Source organism: Nonomuraea sp. NPDC050328, from assembly GCF_044459405.1.
Taxonomy (GTDB): Bacteria; Actinomycetota; Actinomycetes; order Streptosporangiales; family Streptosporangiaceae; genus Nonomuraea.
Window position 1 is genome coordinate 87665 of sequence record NZ_JBITIW010000003.1, and the last position, 19855, is coordinate 107519.

Sequence of the window (19855 nt, forward strand, 5' to 3'; positions counted from 1 at the left end):
GTGCAAGCGATCATGGTCCCTCCGCCCCGGGGAGGGCAAGGCAGCCTCCCTGTCGGGCGGCTACGAGGTGCCGAAGCGGGGGATGGGGTGGTCCTGGGTGGCCACGTGCACGGTGTGCGGCTCGGTGAACAGGTCGAGGCTGTGCCGCCCGCCCTCCCGCCCCAGGCCGCTGTGCTTGACGCCGCCGAACGGGGTGCGCAGGTCGCGCACGTTGTGGCTGTTGATCCACAGCATGCCCGCGTCGATCGCCTGGGCCAGCCGGTGGGCCCGTTGCAGGTCGCGGGTCCACAGGTAGGCGGCCAGGCCGTACCGCGTGGCGTTGGCCAGCTCGACCGCCTGCGCCTCGCCGGAGAAGGGCGTCACGCAGACCACCGGGCCGAAGATCTCCTCCTGGAAGACGCGCATGGCCGGGGTGACGTCGGCGAAGACGGTCGCGTTGAGGTAGTTGCCGCTCGGCAGGTGCGGCGGGCGGTGCCCCCCGGTGACCAGGCGGGCGCCCTCCTCGATGCCGGTCCTGACGTAGCCCAGCACGCGGGCGTAGTGCTCGGGGTGGATGAGCGCGCCCAGCTCGGTCGCCGGGTCCTCCGGCGGCCCCACCTTGACGAAGGCGGCGCGGGCGGCCAGCCGGGCGACGAACTCCTCGTAGATGTCGTCCTGCACCAGCACGCGGGAGCTGGCCGTACAGCGTTCGCCGTTGAGGGAGAAGACGCCGAAGACGGCGGCGTCCAGGGCGGCGTCGAGGTCGGCGTCGGCGAAGACGACCAGCGGCGACTTGCCGCCCAGCTCCATGGACAGGGTCTTCAGGTGCGGCGCGGCCTCGCGCATGATCGTCTGGCCGGTGGTGGTCTCGCCGGTGAAGGACAGCACCGGCACGTCCGGGTGGGTGACCAGGGCGTGCCCGGCGCTCTCGCCGATGCCGTGCACCAGGTTGAACACCCCCGGAGGCAGGCCCGCCGCCTCCATGATGGCCGGCAGCAGCGCCGCGCTGGCCGGCGACCACTCGGCCGGCTTGAGCACGACCGGGCAGCCGGCCGCCAGCGCGGGCGCGAGCTTCCAGGTGGCGAGCATGAACGGGGTGTTCCAGGGCGTGATCAGCCCGGCGACGCCGATCGGCTTGCGGATGACGTAGTTGAGCTGGTTCGAGGTCTGGTAGGTGGCGTCGCCCAGGGTGGTGATCAGGTCGGCGAAGTAGCGGAAGTTGTGCGCGGCGCGGCGGGCCTGGCCGCGCGCCTGGGTGATGGGCAGGCCGGTGTCGGCGCACTCCACCGCGGCGATCTCCTCGTCGCGCGCCTCGATCACCGCGGCGATCGAGCGCAGCACCTCGGCCCGCTGCTCGTGGCCGGTGCGGGGCCACGGGCCGTGGGTGAAGGCCTTCAGCGCGGCGGCGACCGCGGCGTCCACGTCGTCGCGGTCGCCCGCGCAGACGGTGTGGCCGGGCCGGTTGGTGGTCGGGCTGAGGGTGGTGAAGGTGGCGCCGGACACGCTCGGCACGTGCCTGCCGTCGATGTAGTGCTCCAGATTCACCGGATGATCTCCTTGCCCTGGGCCAGCAGAACGTCGATCCTCGCCACGCCCGCCTCGGTGGGGGTGATCAGCGGGGGCCGTACGCACCCCGAGGCGATCCGGCCCCACCGCGCCAGCACGTGCTTGGCGGGGGCCGGGTTGGTCTCCACGAACAGCAGGTCGGCGATCGGGTGCAGCGCGTAGTGCAGCTCCAGTGCCCGCTCGCGGTCGCCCTGCACGTAGGCGGTGTACATCTCCGCCACCGCCGCGGGCGCCAGGTTGGCCGCCGCGCTCACGAACCCCACCCCGCCGATCGCCAGCAGCGGCAGGCACAGCAGCTCGATCCCCGACCACATCAGGAAGTCGCGCCCGCACTCGTGCAGGACCCGGGAGAAGTGCTCGAAGTCCTTGGTCGTCTCCTTGATGCCCACGATGTTCGGGTGCGTACGGCGCAGCCGCCCGACCGTCTCCGGCGCGATGTCCACCGCGGTGCGCGAGGGCACGTTGTAGACCACGATCGGCAGCCCGGGGAACTCCCCGGCGACCGCCGAGTACCACCGGAACAGCGCCTCCTGCGACGGCCGCGCGTAGTAGGGCGTGATGACCAGGACCGCGTCGGCGCCCAGCCGTTCGGCCGCCTCGGTCAGCGCCAGCGTCTCGTCCAGGCGGGCCGAGCCCGTGCCCGGCACGAACGGCACGCGGCCGGCCACCTCGGCGGCCACCACCCGCATCGCCGCCACCCGCTCCTCGGTGCTCTGCGCGCCCGGCTCCCCGGTCGAGCCGCCGGTGGAGATGCCGTGCGAGCCCTGCTCGATCTGCCAGCCGACCAGGGCGCGCAGGGACTCCTCGTCCAGAGCGCCGTCGGCGGTGAAGGGCGTCACCAGGGGGGCGATGGAGCCCCTGATCGCCGCGGGATCGGATCGGAACCTCACCGCTCGCCTCCTTCGTCGCTCCTGCTTCGTTCGTACTCCTGCCGCCAGCGCGGCCCCAGCGGGTAGAGGCCCTCGATCGAGGCGCCCTCGGCCACCCGGTCGAGGATGAACCGCTCCTCGCGCTCCTGCTCCACCGCCGCGGCGGCGACCCGCTCGGCCAGGGCGCGCGGGATCACCACCACGCCCTCGGCGTCGCCGGCCAGCACGTCGCCCGGCAGCACCAGCACGCCGCCGCAGGTCACCGGGAGCTGCGAGTCCATGGGCACGTGCCGCCTGCCCAGCACGGCCGCGTGCGGGGCGCCGTAGTAGACCGGCAGGTCGAGCGTCGCGAACGACGGGCTGTCGCGCAGCCCGCCGTCCGTGACCACCCCGGCCGCGCCCCTGCGCAGCGCGCGCAGGGCCAGGATGTCCCCCAGCGTCCCGGCGCCCAGGTCACCGCGCGCCTCGATGACCAGGATCTCGCCGGGACGCAGCTCTTCGACGGTGCGTTTCTGCGCGTTCATGCCGCCGCCGCGCTCGGCCGCCACGTCCTCGCGCAGCGCGACGTAGCGCAGGGTCCTGGCCACGCCGGCCATGCGCAGGCCGGGCCGCGCCGGGCGGACGCCCTCGACGAAGTGGTGCTCGACGCCGTGCTTGCGGAGCTGCGCGGAGAGCGTGGCGGTGGAGACGGAGGTCAGGGCCTTCGCCAGCGCCTCGGGCAGGACCGGGCCGGGCGGGCGCGAGCCGTACGCGGCGGATCTGACCGTCTCGTCCACCCGGGGCTGCACCCCCAGATCCGGTACGGCAGGCCCCTCGGTCACCGGCGTGCGCAGCCGCCCGGAGGAGTCGAGCTCCACCTCCACCACGTCCCCCGGCGCGGCCACCGAGGCTCCGGCGGGCGTGCCGGCGAGGATGATGTCGCCGGGTTCGAGGGTCATGAAGCGCGACAGGTCGGCGATGAGCAGGTCGACCGGGAAGAGCAGCTCGTCGATCGAGGCCTCCTGCACCAGCTCGCCGTTGAGGTAGGTGCGCAGCCACCGCACCGACGGCACCAGGGCGGGCCCGATCGGGGTGAACCCGTCGTGGCCCTTGGCCCGCAGGTTGGAGCCCTGGTCGGCGTGGCGGAAGTCGTAGAGGCCGAAGTCGTTGGCGGCGGCGTAGCCCGCGACGCAGTCCAGGGCCTCGGCCCGGGAGACGCGGTGGGCGGGGCGGCCGAGGACGACGGCGATCTCGCCCTCGAACCCGAGCAGGCTGGTGCCGGCCGGCCGCACGACGGGCCTTCCCGACCACGACAGCGAGGAGGGAGGCTTCAGGAAGTAGGAGGGGTGTTCGGGCCGGCGGCCCCGCTCCAGGGCCCTGCTCCGGAAGTTGAGGTGCGTCGCGATGATCTTCCCGGGGGACAGTCCCAGCGGGTGGTCCATGCCGCCTCCGTCGATGGTACACGGGAAAGTATGGACGACAATATCGCAAATCGTACATGATTTGTCCAAGAGGCGGACTCCGCAGCAGAGAGGAGCTGGTGCACGATGACCGGCTTAACCACATATGACCTGGGCCAAGGGGGCGCGTGATGGGAGAGCTCGTCCTGGCCGCCAAGATCACCCACGTGCCGTCCATCTGGCTGTCCATCCAGCCCGGCAAGCACTTCGGCATCCGCCGCCCGGCGGAACTGGCGCTCGCCGAGGTGGGCCACCGCGCCCGCGAACGCGGCGCCGACACCTTCCTGATCGCCGACACGCACTGGATGAACAGCATCGGCTTCCACCTCAACGGCAAGGCCCGCCACCGCGACTCCTACGCCAGCCACGAGCTGCCGCACTTCATCCACGACCTGGCCTACGACTACCCCGGCGACCCCGAGCTCGCCGAGCTGATCCGCCAGGAGATCTCCGCCGGCGGCCAGAAGGCCATGGTCCACACCTACGCCGACCTCGGCCTGGAGTACGCCACGCTGGTGCCGATGCACTTCATGAACGAGGACTCGGCGCTGCGGGTGCTGCCGATCGGCTGCAACATCTACTCCTCCATCGAGGAGAACCGCCGGGTCGGCGAGGCGCTGGCCCGGGCGGTCAAGCGCTCCGACCGCCGGGTCGCCTTCCTGGCCAGCGGCTCGCTCTCGCACGCCTTCCCGGCCAACGAGGTGGCCGAGACCCTGCTCAACGAGGTCAGCAGCGACTTCAACCGCAAGGTCGACCTGGCCGTGCTGGACATGTGGACCGAGGGCCGCATCGCCGACTTCCTCGACATGCTCCCCGACTACAACCTGCGCTGCTCCGGCGAGGGGGCCATGGCCGACACCGCCATGCTCTTCGGCATGCTGGGCTGGCGCGGCTACCGCGGCCGTGGCGAGCAGTTGTGTCCGTACTTCGGCTCGACCGGGACCGGCCAGGTGGTCGTGGACTTCCCGGTGGGCGACTGAGATAAGATACAAAATCGTATGGGACTTTATTCGCGACGCTTCGGCACCCCCGGCGGCCGGGCCGTCCTGCTGGTCCACGGCTTCGCCTCCGACGGCTGGCGCGACTGGGTGGCCACCGGCACCGCCCGCGACCTGGCCCTGCGCGGCTTCGACGTGACCGTGCCCGACCTGCGCGGGCACGGGGAGAGCCCGCCCTTCGACGACGCCGCCCAGGCCCACGCCCCGGCCCAGGCCGCCGAGCTGCTCGGCCTGATGGAGGGGGAGTTCGACGTCGTCGGCTACTCCCTCGGCGCGCGGCTGGCGTGGGAGCTGCCCGTGCTGGCCCCCGAGCGGGTCGGCCGGGTGATCCTCGGCGGCCTCGCGCCGGTCGAGCCGTTCGCCACCGTCGACCCCGACCAGATCGGCCGGGACGGCGACGACCCGCTCACCTCGATGATCCCGCCCGAGCTGGCGACCTGCGTGCGGGGGCTGCGCGAGACCCCGTTCGAGCCGGCCGGCTGGGCCGGCGCCACGCCGCCGGTGCTGGTGGCCGGGGCCGACGACGTGATGACGTGGGGGATCGAGCGTATCGTCGAGCTAGCCGGGGGCGCCCGGCTGGTGCGGGTGCCCGGCGGACACGCCGAGGCGCTCACCGGCGCGGAGTTTCGCGCCGCGATCGTGGAGGTCCTGGAAAGGTGAGCATGGGGGCGAGGAAGAAACCCGTCGAGGGGTCCAAGGCGGAGCTCAGCTACGAGCTGCTGCGCTCGCGCATCCTCGACGGCACCTACGGGCCCGGCTACCGCCTGGTGATGGACCAGCTCGCCCGGGAGACCGGGGTGAGCACGATCCCGCTGCGCGAGGCGGTACGGCGGCTGCAGTCCGACGGGCTGGTCGAGGTGGTGCGCAACATCGGGGCGCGGGTCGCGGTCTTCGACTCCGTCCAGGTGGAGCACACGCTCAACGTGCTGGCCCGGCTGGAGGGCTACGCCACGGCGATCTGCGCGCCGCGGATGAGCCCGGCGCAGGTCCAGGTCTCCCGCGAGATCAACGAGCGGATGAAGGAGGCGCTGGAGGAGTTCGACCCCACCGCCTTCACCGCGCTCAACCGGGAGTTCCACTTCTCCCTCTACCGGCACTGCCCGGACGAGCACCTCAACGCGCTGCTGGAGTCGGAGTGGGCGCGGCTCGACCACATGCGCCGCTCCACCTTCACCTACGTGCCCGGCCGGGCCCGCAGATCGGTGGAGGAGCACGACCACCTGCTCGGGCTGATCGAGGCCAAGGCGGACGCGGCCGAGATCGAGGACGCGGCCCGGGCGCACAAGATCGCCACCGCCGCCGCGCTGCACCGCGCCACCGCGCACTGACCCGCCGGCCGTCATCGCGCCGAGCCCCGGTACCGGGTTGCCGGGGCTCGGCGCGGGCTGAGGGGGGGCCGGGCTCAGGTGAGGAGCTGGCCGCCGTCGACGGGCACGACCGTCCCGGTGAGGTGCCGGGCCGCGGGCGAGGCCAGGAAGAGCACCAGCGGCGTGACGTCGTCCGTCGTCGCGATCCGCCGCAGCGGGATGCGGGACTCCCAGGCCGCCCTGGCCACCGGGTCGGCCATCAGCCCGGCGGTGAGCGGGGTGTGCACCGGGCCGGGCGCGACCCCGTTGACGCGGATGCCGTGCGGGGCCAGTTCGAGCGCCGCGGTGCGGGTGAGCGCGTCCAGCCCGGCCTTGGTGGCCTCGTAGTGCCCGAGCCCGGCCGTGGGCTGGCGGGCGCCGATCGAGCTCACCGTGACGATGGCGCCTGCCGTACCGGCGGCGATCATGCGGCGGGCGGCGGCCTGCAGCACGATGAAGGCGCCGCGCAGGTTGACCGCGACCGCGTGGTCGAAGACCTCCAGCGGCAGGTCGGTGAGCGGCCCGCCGCCGCCGACCACGCCGGCGTTGCTGACCAGCACGTCCAGCGGCCCCGCGGCGTCTAGGGCGCGCGCCACCGAACCGGGGTCGGTGACGTCCATGGTCAGGCCGCCGGGCGGCGGGGTCAGGTCGCCGACCACGACCTCGTCGCCCTGCGCGGCGAAGGCCTCGGCGACGGCCCGGCCGATGCCGCTCGCGCCGCCGGTGACCAGGACCCTCATCGGGCCTCCGCCACCAGCACGCGCGGGCAGCCGGGTAGGGCGAGCAGCTCGACCGGCCGCCAGCCCGCCTCGCCCACCCACTCGCGCACCTCCGCCAGCGGATAGACGGTGGTGCCGTCGATCACCAGGTACTCGCCGGCGTGCAGGGCGTCGAGGGCGCGCTGGCGGGGCTCGTCGTCGAGGAAGAAGTCGAGCACCAGCAGCCGGGCGTCCGGCGTGGCCGCCTCGCGGGCCCGGCGCAGGATGGCCCGGTTGTCGGCCGGCGTGTACCGGTGCACGACGTGTTCGAGCAGGACCAGGTCGAAACCGCCGGGCACCGGCCCGGCCGGCACGTCGCCCTCGACGACCGCCGCGCGCCCCTCCATCCCCGCCTCGGCCAGGCTCTTGCCGACGTGCGGGAAGGTGGTGACGAAGGCGCCGCTCAGCCCGGGGGCGGCGCGCAGCGCCTCGATGAGGAAGGCGCCGGACAGCCCGCCGTAGTCGAGCAGCCGGCGGTGCCGGGTGAAGTCGTAGCACGCGGCCAGCGCCCGGGCGTGCAGCGCGTTGTAGGTCATGACGCCGGTCATGAAGGTGTCCATGCGCCCGCCCCCCAGGTCGAGCGGGACCGGCTCGGCCGTGGTCATGCTGTCGTGGTAGCCGAGCCAGTGCGGATAGCTGATGTCCTCCAGGAAGGCCAGGAAGGGCCGCAGGTCCACGTCCTGGCCGCCGGCCAGGTGCCGCTCGGCGGCCGGGGCGTTGCGGTAGCGGCCGTCCTGGCGCTCCAGCAGGCCCAGGCCGTTCATCGCGTCGGCCAGCACGCGGGCGGAGCGTTCGGGCAGGCCGGTGCGCCCGGCCAGCTCCGCCGCCGTCGCCGGGCCCTCGGCCAGGGCGGCGAACAGGCCCGCGCGGGAGGCGGAGAAGAGCTGCTTGGCGGCCATGTAGCCGGTCGCGATGGCGAGGATCTCGTCGGGCATGGGGGTCCCTTCGCCGGGAAAATATGGGGGATAATATACGATCCAGCGAGGAGGGAAGGCTAGGCCTCGTAGACGATCTTCCCGCCGAGGACGGTCATCTCGATCGGCGCCTGCGGCAGCTCGGCGACGGGCAGGTGCCGCAGGTCCGCGCCCACCACGCACAGGTCGGCCACCTTGCCGGGCTCCAGCGTGCCCTTCCAGTTCTCCGCGCCGTCCTGCCAGGCGGGTGTCGCGGTGTAGGCGCGCAGCGCCTGCGCGAGGGTCAGCCGCTGGGCGGGCGCGCCGTCCAGGGTGCGCAGCACGGCGGCGGCCACCCCGCGCCGCCAGTCCGGGCTCAGCACCGGCGCGTCCGAGCTCAGGCAGAGCGGCACGCCCGCCTCCATCGCGTCCCGCACCGGCCAGGCGTGCCGCGCCGCCTCCTCGCCGAGCGCGTCGCGGATCAGGTGCGTGGTGGCGGGCGGCAGGCCCGGCTGGGTGTTCAGCCCGATGCCCGCCGCGGCCATCCGCTCCAGCGTCCCGGGGTGCAGCACGTCGCCGTGGATGAGGTAGTGCCGCTCGTCCTCGCCCTTCGGGCGCGCCAGCGCCTCGACGATGGTCCGGGTGGCGCGGCTGCCGGTGGCGTGCAGGGCGACCTGGTGCCCGGCCTCGCGCGCGGCCTCGATCATCGCCAGCAGCGCGCCTGCCCCGCCCTCGGTGAGCGGGCGGCCGTGGGTGCCGTCGGGGTAGGGCTCGTCGGTCCAGGAGGTGCGCATGGGCGGGATGCCGTCGGCGAAGATCTTCACGCCGTTCACCCGGAACCACTCGGGCACGTCGGCCGGTGGCTCGAACGAGCGCAGCCCCTCCAGGAAGCCCGGCAGCGAGCTGGGCCCGTCGAGCTCGCCGAACAGCAGCAGCGCGGTCACCCGCATCTGCGCGCGGCCCTCGGCGGCCAGGGCCGCGTACTCGGCCAGCACGCCCGCGCCGAAGCAGCCGTCGTCGGCCTCGCCGGGACCGAGGCCGGGCTCGGTGTAGCTGGTGATCCCGAGCGGGATCAGCACGTCCCAGGCGCGCAGGATGGCCGCGCGGCGGCGGAAGGGGCTGTCCAGCCGCCGGTCCACCGGGCCGGGCGGGTCGAACGGGTCGGGGGAGGGCGGCTCCTCGGGCATGATCACGTGCGCCCGGGTGGGCGGCCGGCCGGCCGGGACCACCAGACCTCGATCGGCGGGCGCGTGCTGCGGGGCCCCGTGCCGGTGCCCGTGGCCGTTGCCGGACCCCGCGGCCGGGCGGGCGCCGGTGATGCCGGGACTGCCCAGCGCGGCCAGGCTGTCGATCAGCAGGTTCGGCCAGCGCTCGCCGAGCCAGGCGGCGTGCAGGTGGGAGTCGTTGATGCCCGGCAGCACGGTGGAGCCGCGTAACTGCACCACCCGCGTCGAGGGGGCGATCAGGGGCTGGACGTCGGCGACCTCGCCCACCCGCAGCACCCGCCCGCCGCCGATCGCGATGGCCTCGCCGACCCGGTCGGCCCGATCCATCGTGTAGACCGGCCCTCCGGTCAGCACCAGCCCGGCCACACCCTCCGCACCCGCCGATTTCATGACCGCTCCACTCTGGACACGCTTCTTCCCACGCGCATAACGTACATGGAATCCGATAGGATTTCGCACCCGAACGGGCGGAGGTCCCCATGCCGCTGCACCCCGACGCGCAACGCATCATCGACCACGTCCCGCCGGCCGCCGACGGCCCGCCCCCGGACGTCGCCACGATGCGCGCGGAGTTCGCCAAGGCGTGGAGCGCTCCCGCCGACCTGCCGCCGGTCGCCTCGGTGCGCGACACCGCCTTCGCCGGGCCGGGGGGCGAGGTGCCGGTGCGGGTGTACACGCCCGAGGGCGAGGGGCCCTTCCCGGCGTTCCTGTGGTTCCACGGCGGTGGCTGGACGATCGGCTCCGTCGAGGAGAACGACTTCGCCTGCCGTACCGTCTGCCGGGAGGCCGAGGCGGTGGTGATCAGCGTCGCCTACCGGCTCGCGCCCGAGGACCCCTTCCCGGCCGCCGCCGAGGACTGCTACGCCGCCCTGCTGTGGGCGCACGGCTCCGCCGCCGCCCTCGGCGTCGATCCGGTACGGCTGGCCGCCGGCGGCGAGAGCGCGGGCGGCAACCTCGCGGCGGTCGTGGCGCTGCTGACCCGCGACCGGGGCGGGCCGCGACTGGCCCGGCAGGTGCTGGTCTCGCCGGTGCTGGGGCATCCCGATGACGGCCGGGCCTCCTATCGACAGTTCGCTGACGGATATTTTCTGTCGAAAGCAAGCATGGACTGGTTTTTCACCACGTACCCGCGAAACGCCAAGGATCTGGAGAATCCCTACCTCCTCCCGTTACGCGCCACCGACCTGTCCGGCCTGGCGCCCGCGCTCATCCTGGGCGCGGAGTACGACGTGCTGCGCGACGAGGGCGAGGACTACGCCGCCGCGCTGGCCGCCGCCGGGGTGGAGGTCGAGCTGGTCCGGCTCGACGGGCTGATCCACGGGTTCTTCGGCCTGCTGGCCACCGAGCTGGGCGGCGCCCGCGAGGCGCACACCCGCACCGTCGCCAGCCTGCGCGCCGCCTTCGGGACCGCCTGATGGACGCCCCGGCCCCGGAGAACGGCCTGCGGGTGCGCGAGCTGAGCGTGAGCCGGGGCGAGACCGGCATCGTGCACGAGGTCAGCCTGGCGGCGCCGCCCGGCTCGGTCACCGTGCTGCTGGGCGCGAACGGCGCGGGCAAGACCACCCTGCTCGACGGCATCGCCGGCCTGGCCCGCGCCGGCGCGGGGGAGATCGAGCTGGACGGCCGGCGGCTGACCGGCCTGCCCACCCACCGCCGCGCCGCCGCCGGCCTGGGCTACGCCGAGCAGGCCCGCACCGTCTTCCGCCGGCTCACCCTGGAGCAGAACCTGCTGGTCGCCGGGGAGGACGTGGCCGGGGCCTACCGGCTGTTCCCCGAGCTCGAAGCGCGCCGCCACCTGCCGGCCGGCAACTTGTCCGGCGGTGAGCAGCAGATGCTCGTGCTCGGCCGCGCGCTCATCGCCCGGCCGAAGGCGCTGCTCGTCGACGAGCTCTCCCTGGGGCTGGCGCCGCTGGTGGTGCGCCGGCTGATGAACGCCGTCGGGGAACTGGCCGCGCAGGGGCTGGCCGTGCTGCTGGTCGAGCAGTTCGCCGCGCTGGCCTTGCGCCTCGGGGAGCGGGCCTACGTGCTGCGCAAGGGGCGGGTCGTGTTCGACGGGCGCTGCGCGGACCTGCGGCCCGAGCTGCTGCACGACCACTACTTCGGCACCCGGGAGGCGTCGTGAGCGGCAGCCGGACCGGGACGCCGCCCGCCGAGTCCGCCCCGGCGGGGGTGCCGCCGGGCCGGGCGGCCGGGTTGCTGGGGGCAGGCGTGCTGCGGGCCTGGGGGCCGGGGCTCGGGCTGGCGGTGGCCGCCTGCGTGCTGCTGCCGGCCGTACTGCCCGCGTACTGGATCTACCTGGCCGTCGCGGCCATGGTCGGCGCCGTACTGATGCAGAGCTACGGCGTCATCGTCGGCCGGGCCGGGATGATGTCGCTCTGCCAGATGTCGTTCGCCGCCATCGGCGCCTGGGTCGTGCTGCGGCTCAACCTCGCCGACGCGCCCGGCGGGTTCCTGCTGTGGCTGCCGCTCGGCGGGCTGGCCGCGGTCCCGGTCGGGGTGGCCATCGGGCTGCCCGCGCTGCGCATCCGCGGGGTCAACCTGGCCGTCGTCACGCTCGGCTTCGCGGTCTCGACCGACATCGTGCTCAACGCCTCGCAGTTCCCCGGGACCGCCGAGCTCAAGGCGCTGGCCCGGCCCGCGCTCTTCCGCTCCGACGGCGCCTACTTCGTGCTCACCGTGCTGGTCTTCGTCCTGCTGGCGATCGGCCTGGCCGCGGTCAACCGGACCCGGGTCGGGCGCTCGTGGCTGGAGGTGCGCCACTCCGAGCGGGCCGCGGCGGCGCACGGGATCTCGGTGACCCGCAGCAAGCTCACCGCCTTCGCGATCAGCGCGTTCGTCGCCGGGATCGGGGGCGGGCTGATGGCCGGCCAGCTCGGCCTCGTCGTGTCCGGAAATTTCGCGATGATGCAGTCGCTGGCGCTGTTCGCGGTCGCCGTGCTCATCGGCCCGCACAACCCCGAGGGGGCCATCGCCGGAGGCGTGTTCGGCGCGCTCATGGCCACCCTCCTCGACCGCCTCCACCTGCCCCAGGACCTCGGCGGCATCCTCTTCGGCGCCACCGCCGTGCTGGCCCTGCGCAGCGGGATGAGCCAGACCGACCTGGTCCGCCTGCGCCGCCGCGAACGCGCCGCCCGCCCCCTCCTGGAAGCCGCCTCCCAGGCGACCCCGCCCACTGGCCCGCCCACCGACTCGCCGCCAAGCCCTGCCCCTGCCCCGCCGCCGGTGGCCGGAGCCCCCCTCCTGGAGGTGCGCGGCCTCGGGGTGCGGTTCGGCGAGGTCGTGGCCCTGGACCGGGTCGACCTCACCGTCCCCGCCGGTACGGTGACCGGCCTGATCGGCCCCAACGGAGCCGGCAAGTCCACCCTGATCGGCGCGGTCACCGGCTTCCTGCCCGGCTACGCCGGCACGGTGACGCTGGACGGCGAGCCCCTCGACCGGCTGACCCCGAGCGCGCGGGCCCGCCGCGGTCTGCGGCGCACCTTCCAGACCACGGCCATCGCCCCCGAGCTCACCCAGCACGAGTACCTGGACATCGTCGCCGGCCGCGCCCTGCCCGAGCGGGAGGCCGAGCAGATCCTGGCCTTCTTCGGCTGCCCGCCCGCCGCCGTCCCGGTGCACATCCTCGACGCCGGCACCCGGCGCCTGCTCGACGTGGCCGCCGCGATCGCCGCCCGCCCGGCGGTGGCGCTGCTGGACGAGCCGGGCGCGGGCCAGTCGGCCGCCGAGTCGCTCGACCTCGGCCGGAAGCTGGCCCGGGTGCCCGAGCGCTTCGGCGTCTCGGTGCTGCTCGTGGAGCACGACATGGACCTGGTGCGCGCGGCCTGCGCGACCGTCACGGTCCTGGACCACGGCCTCGTGATCGCCACGGGGCCCACGGACGACGTCCTGGCGGATCCGGGGGTCCGCGCGGCATACCTCGGCACAGTCGTGGAGGAAACCCTGTGAAACGCGCGCTCCTAGCCCTCGTCCTGCTGGCCTCCGGCGCGGTCGCCTGCTCGGCCGACGACGGCACCGGCCCGATCAAGGTCGGCTCGATCAACGGCATCACCGGCCTGTTCCAGTCGCCGGAGGTGCCGCAGGCGGTCAAGGCGGTCTTCGAGGAGGTCAACGCGGCCGGCGGCATCCAGGGCCGCAAGCTCGAACTGCTCAGCCGCGACGACGCCATGAACCCGCAGCGCTCGACCGAGGCCGCCCGCGAGCTGATCGACTCCGAGGGCGTGGTCGCCCTGGTCGGCTCCTCCAGCGCGGTGGACTGCGGCCTCAACCGCGCCACCTACAGCCAGGCGGGCATCGTCTCCATCCCCGCGGTCGGCGTGGACCCGGCCTGCTTCACCAGCCCGAACATCGCCCCGGTCAACCCCGGCCCGTTCAAGCTGCTGACCGCGATGCTCTACTACGCCTCAGAGACGCTCAAGCACGACAAGGTCTGCCTGGCCTTCACCGTCCTGCCGGGCAGCGGCGGCGGCATCGACGCGGCGATCAAGGAGTGGAGCGACCTCACCGGCAAGCAGCTCACCGTCAAGGACACCTCGGTCGGCCAGGGCGACCCCACGCCCTACCTGGTCCGGCTGAAGTCGGCCGGGTGCCGGGCGGTCATCTACAACGCCCAGGTCGGCCCCTGGTTCGCCCAGGCCAAGACGCAGGGCATGGAGCAGGTCGACTTCATCCTCATGGCCAACGCCTACACCGACGCCAACGCCGCGCTCATCCCGCCCGGCATGCGCGCCCAGGCCGGCACCGAGTGGCAGCCGTACACCGACGAGACGCTGCCCGGCAACGACCGCTGGGCCAGGATCGTCACCACGCACAAGATCCAGAAGACCGCCTTCAGCCAGGGCGGCGTGATGGCCGCGGACGTCTTCGTCCACGTGCTCAAGACGATCAAGGGACCGATCACCCGCGAGTCGGTCACCCAGGCCTTCAAGAGCATGCAGCCCATCCGCTATCCGATGGTCGGCACCCCCTGGGTCTTCGGCCCCGGCGACAAGCACAACCCCATCGAGGGCAGCCGCTTCGTCCGCGCCGAGAACGGCAAGTGGGTCGTGCTGCCGGAAGGCTTCATCGTGCCCGGGAGGAGCTGAGGTGCTCGAATCGGTGGTCGCCGGGCTGACCAGCGGCGGCGTCTACGCGCTGCTCGGCCTCTGCGTGGTGCTGACCCACCGGCTGGTGTCGGTGGTCAACTTCGCCATGGCGGCGGTCGGCGCGATGGGCGCCTTCGTCATGGTCACCCTCACCGACGCCGGGCTGAGCACCTGGCTCGCGCTCCCGGCCGGGGTCGCCGCGGGCGGGCTGCTGTCCGGCCTGCTCGGGGCGGGCCTGGTGCGCTGGTTCGGCGACCACGGACCGGCGGCCAAGGCGGCGGTCACCGTGGCGGTCTTCGTCGGGCTCATGGCGGTGGGGCTGCGGCTGTTCGGCAACCTCACCTCCGGCGCGCGGCGCTTCCCCGAGGCCTTCAACGCGCCCGCCTTCACCGTCGGCGACGTGGTCGTGCCGCAGGCGGTGCTGGTCTCCCTGGCCTTCGCGGTGCTCATCACCCTCGCGGTGACCTGGCTGCTGCGCCGTACCAGAGTGGGGTTGCGGCTGCAGGCGATCTCCGAGCGGCCGGGCACCGCCGAGGTGGTCGGCATCCCCGCGCCCCGGCTGGCGCTCGCCGTCTGGGTGGCGGTGGGGGCGCTGTCCTCGCTGGTCATCGTGATGGTCGCGCCCCGGCTCGGCGGCGACTTCTCCACGCTGGCCAACCTGGTCACCACCGCGCTGGCGGTGGCCATGGTCGGCGCCTTCCACAGCCTCTGGCTGACCCTCGCCGGCGGGGTGCTGCTCGGCTGCCTCGAAGGGGTGGCCGCGGCGCTGGAGCCGGTGCAGCAGTACCGCGGGGTGCTGCCCTTCCTGGTGATGGTGGCCCTGCTGTGGTGGCGCAGCAGGCACGACGTGTGGGAGGCCGCGTGAGGGCCGCAGTACTGCGCGAGTACGGCAAGCCGCTCGTGCTGGAGGAGGTGCCGGTGCCCGAGCGGTGCGAGCCGGGGGCGGCGCTGGTCCGGGTCACCTGCGCCACGCTCTGCGCGACCGACGCGCACCTGTGGCAGGGCGTCATGCCGGTGGCGCTGCCGCTGGTGCTCGGGCACGAGATGGTCGGCACCGTGGTCGAGGCGGGGGAGGGCACCCACGACGCGCTCGGCCGGCCGGTGCGGGAGGGCGATCGGATCGGCTGGTCGGAGTCGGTGTGCGGGCACTGCCACGGCTGCTCGGTCCTGCGCGACCCGGTGGCCTGCGCGAACCGGGGCTACGGGTTCCTGCAGCGGGCCGACGTGTGGCCCTACGCCACCGGCGGGCTGGCGGAGTACGTGTACGTGGTGCCCGGCGCGGCCAAGCTGCTCCTGCCGGACGACCTGCCCGACACCTGGGCCGCCGCGGCCGGCTGCGCGGTCAAGACCGTCGTGCACGCCTTCGACCGGGCCGGCGGGGTGCGGCCGGGCTCGACCGTCGCGGTGCAGGGCGCGGGCGCGCTCGGCCTGGTCGCCACCGCCCTCGCCGCGGCCTCCGGCGCCACGGTCGTCACCATCGGGGCCCCGGACGCGCGGCTGGACCTCGCCCGCCGCTTCGGCGCCCACCACACCGTCACCCTGGACGGCCACCTCGACTCCACGACCCCGCTCGGCTCCAAAGCCCCGGCCGGCTCCGCTGCCACCGTGGACGGCGCCGCGGCCCCCTCAACCGACCGGCTCGGCTCCGCTGCGGGGGAAGGGGTGCCGGGCCAGGGTGCGGAGGCGAGGGTCGCGGCCGTGCTGGAGGCCACCGGCGGGCGCGGCGCCGACCTCGTGCTCGACCTGGCCGGCGCCCCGGGCGTCGGCGCGGAGGCGGTGCGGATGGCCGCCTGGGGCGGCACGTTCGTGGTCGTCGGCACCACCAGCCCCGCCCCCGAGCCGCTCCCGCTCGGCCTGGTCATGGGCAAGCAGCTCACCCTGCGCGGCTCGCTCAACGGCGACATCGCCGACTACCACCGCGCCCTGGACCTCCTGCGCCGCACCCCCGCCCCCTGGGACGCGCTGTTCAGCCCGCCCACCGGCCTGGAGGGGGCGAGCGACGCGCTGGCCGCCCTGCACCGCCTCGACGCGATCAAACCCGTGATCCACCCCTGAGGAGAGCCCCCTTGATCCCCAAGCGCAGGCTAGGCGCCCACGGCCCCGAGGTCTCGGTGCTGTCGCTCGGCTCCTGGCACACCTACGACCGCATGGACTTCGCCGAGGCCGTCACCATGCTCCGCCGCGCCACCGACCTCGGCGTCACCCTCTTCGACGTCGCCGTGTACGGCATGCCCGGCCACCCCCCGGTCTTCACCGACGTGCTCTTCTCCGCCATGGTCAGAGCCGCCGGCCTGGACAGGAGCGACTACCAGCTCTCGGCCAAGCTCTGGCTGGAGGGCTGGCCGCAGCGCCCCATGCGCGCCCAGCTCGAACACGCCTTGTTCCGCGCCGGGGTCGAGCACGCCGACACCGCCGTGCTCGGCGACATCAGAGCCGACACCAGAGGCGAGACCGACCTGCGCGCCCTGGCCCGCGAGCTGGCCGAGCTGGAGGCCGACGGCCTGCTCGGCTGCTGGGGCGTCAACAACTGGTCGGCCCGCGACATCCTGGAGATCCAGGCGCACGCCCGCGAGGCCGGCTCGCCCGGGCCGCAGCTCGCCCAGCTCAAGTACAGCCTGGCCCGGCGCAGCATCCCCGAGGGCGACCCGTTCGCCGCCGTCTACGCCGCCGGGGTCTCGCTCCAGGCCAGCGACGTGATGGAGGGCGGCATCCTCGCCGGCGGGTCCGGCACCACCCGGCAGATCGGCAAGGACCCCGGCGGGGTGCGCGAGCACATCGTCAAGGCCGCGGGCGGCGTCTCCGACGTGGCCGCGGGGCTCGGCTGCACCGCCGCCCAGCTCTGCATCGCCTACTGCCTCACCCACCCGGCGCTGGCCACCGTGCTGTTCGGTGTCAGCAGCATCGCCCAGCTCGAGGAGAACGTGGGCGCGCTGGAGGTGCTGGAGCGCGTCGGCGCCGAGCGGCTGCGCGGGCTGCTGGAGCCGTACTGGGCCGACCGGGACGTGGTGGACCCGTCCGGCCCCTGAGGCCCGGTGCGGCGGGTGGCCCCGGCCGGTGACGTCCGGCGATCTTCCCGCCGCCCGCTGGTTCACAGCACGGGTTCACCCTCGGTTCACCGGCTCGCTCTACGTTGACCGGTCATGAGCTGGAGGTACCGGGCCAACGCCACCCTCGAAGGGCTGACGGGCTACACGCTGACGCGGTCACGCCCCGCGCCGACCCCGCCGCCGCCCCCGCCCCCGCCGCCCCCGAGGCTGGGCGGGGACCTGCTGCGCCCGCCCGTGGACCCGGCGCACGACCGGCTGGTGCGCGCGCCGGTCTTCCTGCTGTCGTCGGTGCGCTCCGGCTCCACGCTGCTGCGCGTCATGCTCAACAGCCACTCCCAGGTGCACTCGCCGATCGAGACCCACTTCCGCCGCGCCGCCGTGGACCTCACCACCGACCCGGTACGGCAGGCGATGGGCCTGCTCGGCCACGTGCACAACGACCTCGAACACCTGCTGTGGGACCGCATCCTGCACCGCGAGCTGAGCCGCAGCGGCAAGCCGGTGCTGGTGGAGAAGACGCCCAGCAACGTCTTCGCCTGGCGGCGCATCGCCACCTGCTGGCCCGACGCCCGCTTCGTCTTCCTGCTGCGCCACCCGCTGTCCATCGCCCAGTCCTGGCACGAGGCCGACCCCGACAAGCGCCCCATGGACGAGGCCGTGCGCCGCACGCACCACTACATGGCGCACCTGGAGGAGGCCCGCGCCCACCTGCCCGGCCCGACCGTGCGCTACGAGGACCTCGTCGCCGCCCCCGAGGCCGAGCTGCGCCGCCTGTGCGACTTCCTCGGCGTCACGTGGGAGCCGGGCATGCTCACCTACGGCGACAAGGAGCACGGCGGCTTCGTCAAGGGCATCGGCGACTGGCGCGACAAGATCCGGCAGGGCACCGTCGTCCAGCCGCGCCCGCTGCCCGATCCGGCCGAGGTGCCGGAACAGCTCGCGAAGATCTGCGAGCTCTGGGACTATCGCTGACGATGAACCACCCGTCACGGCGCGCCCTGGTCGGCGGCGCGCTGGCCAGCCTCGCGCTGCCCTCCCTCGCCTCCGCCCAGCCCGCCCGCGCGGCCACCGGCCCCGGCGGCACCGTGCCCTCCCCGCCCTCGTTGTCCGCCCGGCCCAACTTCGTCGTCGTGCTCGCCGACGACCTGGGCTGGGGCGAGCTCGGCTGCCAGGGCCAGCGGCTGATCCACACGCCCAACCTCGACCGGCTGGCGGCCGAGGGGGTGCGGTTCGAGGCGGCCTACTCCGGCGCCCCGCTCTGCGCGCCCTCCCGCAGCGCGCTGCTCACCGGCCTGCACGCCGGGCACGGCACCGTTCGGGAGAACCCCGAGGGCGGCACCCAGCACTCGCTGACCGAGGCCGACCTGACCTTCGCCGAGCTGCTCCAGCTCGCCGGCTACCGCACCGCGTGCATCGGCAAGTGGGGGTTCGGGCCCGAGACGCCCGGCCAGCCCTCGCACCCCAACCGGCGCGGCTTCGGCTCCTTCCTCGGCTACATCGAGCACCGCCACGCCCACCAGTACTACCCGTCCTACCTGTGGGACAACGGCGACCGGCTCGACCTCGACGGCACCGTCTACGCGCCCGACCTGTTCCTGGAGCGGGCGGTGGAGTTCGTGCGCGACCCGGCGGAGCGGCCCTTCCTGCTGTACTTCGCCAGCACGCTGCCGCACTCGCCCAGCGTCGTCGCCGGTGGCGCGGGACGCTACCAGGACGAGCCGTGGAGCGGCCCGAACCGGCGGCACGCCGCGCAGGTCAGCCGGCTCGACGCCGACGTGGCCACTCTGGTGCGCGCCCTGGTCGACAGCGGCCGGGCCGACCGCACCGTGGTGCTGTTCACCAGCGACAACGGCCCGCACAGCGAGAAGGGCGTGACGCCGGAGCTGTTCCGCGGCAGCGGCCCGTTCCGCGGCGACAAGCGCGACCTGTACGAGGGCGGCATCCGCGTGCCGTTCCTCGTCTGGTCGCCCGGCCTGCCCGCCCGGGTGGAGAGCACGCCGGTCGCCTCGTGGGACGTGCTGCCCACGCTCGCCGACCTCGCCGGCGTGCCCGTCCCCGCCCGGCTGGACGGCCGCTCCCTGGCCGGCTTGCTGCGCGGCGGGCCGCCGCCCGAGCGGGGCTACTTCGTCTGGAACCGGCCGCGCAAGATCCAGGCCATCCGGCGCGGGCGGTGGAAGGTCATCCGCTTCGCCCCCGGCATCGCCGGCGCCGGGCCCGGCGGGCGGGTCGAGCTGTACGACCTCGACGCCGACCAGGGCGAGCGCACCGACCTGTCGGCCCGCTGGCCGGTCTTCACCCGCGCCATGCTCGGCGAGCTCGACCGCGCCATCGGGCCCGACCCGCGCCTGCCGTACGGCCTGCGCATCGACGGCGACGGCGAGCGGCTCACCGTCACCCTGCACAACGGGTCGGCGGTCACCTGGCACGAGGTGCGCCTGGAGCTGGAGCCACCGCAGGGCGAGCGCGTGCGCGGACCCGAGGTCGCCGGCGTCCCCCCGGGCGCCGCCTGGAGCGCCGACTTCCCGCCGGTGACCGGCGGCCGGGTCTGGGCCACCTTCCGCGCCCAGGGCCGCCGCCACACCTTCCGCCGCAGGATCCGCCTCCCCTCACCGGAACGCCGCGCCCAGCGGTGACCCAGCGCTCAGGGTGACCC

18 protein-coding genes are annotated in these 19855 nt (G+C 74.3%); 12 read left to right on the plus strand and 6 right to left on the minus strand.

The genetic code is table 11. The annotated features are described in order from the left end of the window. Positions 1–60 precede the first annotated feature (60 nt). From hpaE to ACIBG7_RS11630, 3 genes are read right to left on the minus strand one after another with little or no spacing between them, the layout of a single operon-like run. A complete protein-coding gene (gene hpaE / locus ACIBG7_RS11620; protein ID WP_357929745.1) occupies positions 61–1524 on the minus strand; it encodes a 5-carboxymethyl-2-hydroxymuconate semialdehyde dehydrogenase in 1464 nt (487 codons plus the stop codon). After that, positions 1521–2435: a 4-hydroxy-tetrahydrodipicolinate synthase gene (dapA, locus tag ACIBG7_RS11625; protein WP_397336016.1), complete on the minus strand. Its 915-nt coding sequence runs from the start codon at positions 2433–2435 to the stop codon at positions 1521–1523. Before dapA ends, hpaE begins: the two co-directional genes overlap by 4 nt. After that, entirely contained in the window at positions 2432–3835 is a 1404-nt protein-coding gene (locus ACIBG7_RS11630; protein WP_397336017.1) for a fumarylacetoacetate hydrolase family protein, read from the minus strand. Before ACIBG7_RS11630 ends, dapA begins: the two co-directional genes overlap by 4 nt. A gap of 149 nt (positions 3836–3984) precedes the next feature. On the opposite strand from ACIBG7_RS11630, the gene hpaD reads away from it, so the two are divergent. The 3 genes from hpaD to ACIBG7_RS11645 are packed head-to-tail and all read left to right on the plus strand — an operon-like array spanning position 3985 to position 6179. Continuing rightward, positions 3985–4833, plus strand: coding sequence for a 3,4-dihydroxyphenylacetate 2,3-dioxygenase (hpaD, locus tag ACIBG7_RS11635; RefSeq protein WP_357929737.1), 849 nt, complete (start codon positions 3985–3987; stop codon positions 4831–4833). 18 nt (positions 4834–4851) lie between these two features. Next, complete coding sequence (locus tag ACIBG7_RS11640; RefSeq protein ID WP_357929734.1) at positions 4852–5511, plus strand: alpha/beta fold hydrolase; 660 nt, start codon at positions 4852–4854, stop codon at positions 5509–5511. Positions 5512–5513: 2 nt separating this feature from the next. Further along, positions 5514–6179, plus strand: a complete 666-nt coding sequence (locus ACIBG7_RS11645; RefSeq protein WP_357929732.1) for a GntR family transcriptional regulator — start codon at positions 5514–5516, stop codon at positions 6177–6179. Between the two features lie 74 nt (positions 6180–6253). Here the strand turns inward: ACIBG7_RS11645 and ACIBG7_RS11650 are convergent, their stop codons facing one another. The 3 genes from ACIBG7_RS11650 to ACIBG7_RS11660 are packed head-to-tail and all read right to left on the minus strand — an operon-like array spanning position 6254 to position 9464. Continuing rightward, positions 6254–6937, minus strand: coding sequence for an SDR family NAD(P)-dependent oxidoreductase (locus ACIBG7_RS11650; protein ID WP_397336018.1), 684 nt, complete (start codon positions 6935–6937; stop codon positions 6254–6256). After that, positions 6934–7890 (minus strand): methyltransferase, encoded by a 957-nt coding sequence (locus tag ACIBG7_RS11655; RefSeq protein WP_397336020.1) that lies wholly within the window; start codon positions 7888–7890, stop codon positions 6934–6936. The genes ACIBG7_RS11650 and ACIBG7_RS11655 overlap by 4 nt, the downstream gene beginning before the upstream one ends. Before the next feature lie 59 nt (positions 7891–7949). Then, complete coding sequence (locus ACIBG7_RS11660; RefSeq protein ID WP_397336021.1) at positions 7950–9464, minus strand: amidohydrolase; 1515 nt, start codon at positions 9462–9464, stop codon at positions 7950–7952. A gap of 89 nt (positions 9465–9553) precedes the next feature. Here ACIBG7_RS11660 and ACIBG7_RS11665 point away from each other — a divergent pair, with 89 nt between their 5' ends. The 9 genes from ACIBG7_RS11665 (at position 9554) to ACIBG7_RS11705 (ending at position 19835) form a co-directional block, all read left to right on the plus strand. Then, the gene (locus ACIBG7_RS11665) at positions 9554–10489 is read left to right on the plus strand and encodes an alpha/beta hydrolase (RefSeq protein ID WP_397336022.1); all 936 of its coding nucleotides are present in this window, start codon (positions 9554–9556) and stop codon (positions 10487–10489) included. Continuing rightward, positions 10489–11196 carry an ABC transporter ATP-binding protein gene (locus tag ACIBG7_RS11670; RefSeq protein ID WP_357929719.1) on the plus strand — a complete coding sequence of 236 codons (708 nt, stop codon included), beginning with the start codon at positions 10489–10491 and terminating at the stop codon, positions 11194–11196. The genes ACIBG7_RS11665 and ACIBG7_RS11670 overlap by 1 nt, the downstream gene beginning before the upstream one ends. Next, the gene (locus tag ACIBG7_RS11675) at positions 11193–13019 is read left to right on the plus strand and encodes an ATP-binding cassette domain-containing protein (protein WP_397336023.1); all 1827 of its coding nucleotides are present in this window, start codon (positions 11193–11195) and stop codon (positions 13017–13019) included. The genes ACIBG7_RS11670 and ACIBG7_RS11675 overlap by 4 nt, the downstream gene beginning before the upstream one ends. Further along, entirely contained in the window at positions 13016–14155 is a 1140-nt protein-coding gene (locus ACIBG7_RS11680) for an ABC transporter substrate-binding protein (protein WP_357929716.1), read from the plus strand. Before ACIBG7_RS11675 ends, ACIBG7_RS11680 begins: the two co-directional genes overlap by 4 nt. 1 nt (position 14156) lies before the next feature. Beyond that, positions 14157–15020, plus strand: coding sequence for a branched-chain amino acid ABC transporter permease (locus tag ACIBG7_RS11685; protein WP_357929713.1), 864 nt, complete (start codon positions 14157–14159; stop codon positions 15018–15020). Next, a complete protein-coding gene (locus tag ACIBG7_RS11690) occupies positions 15017–16210 on the plus strand; it encodes a zinc-binding dehydrogenase (RefSeq protein ID WP_397336024.1) in 1194 nt (397 codons plus the stop codon). The genes ACIBG7_RS11685 and ACIBG7_RS11690 overlap by 4 nt, the downstream gene beginning before the upstream one ends. A gap of 11 nt (positions 16211–16221) precedes the next feature. Next, positions 16222–17181, plus strand: coding sequence for an aldo/keto reductase (locus ACIBG7_RS11695; protein ID WP_357929707.1), 960 nt, complete (start codon positions 16222–16224; stop codon positions 17179–17181). Positions 17182–17295: 114 nt separating this feature from the next. Next, complete coding sequence (locus ACIBG7_RS11700) at positions 17296–18174, plus strand: sulfotransferase family protein (protein ID WP_397336025.1); 879 nt, start codon at positions 17296–17298, stop codon at positions 18172–18174. Between the two features lie 2 nt (positions 18175–18176). After that, a complete protein-coding gene (locus ACIBG7_RS11705; RefSeq protein ID WP_397336026.1) occupies positions 18177–19835 on the plus strand; it encodes an arylsulfatase in 1659 nt (552 codons plus the stop codon). Positions 19836–19855: the final 20 nt, after the last annotated feature.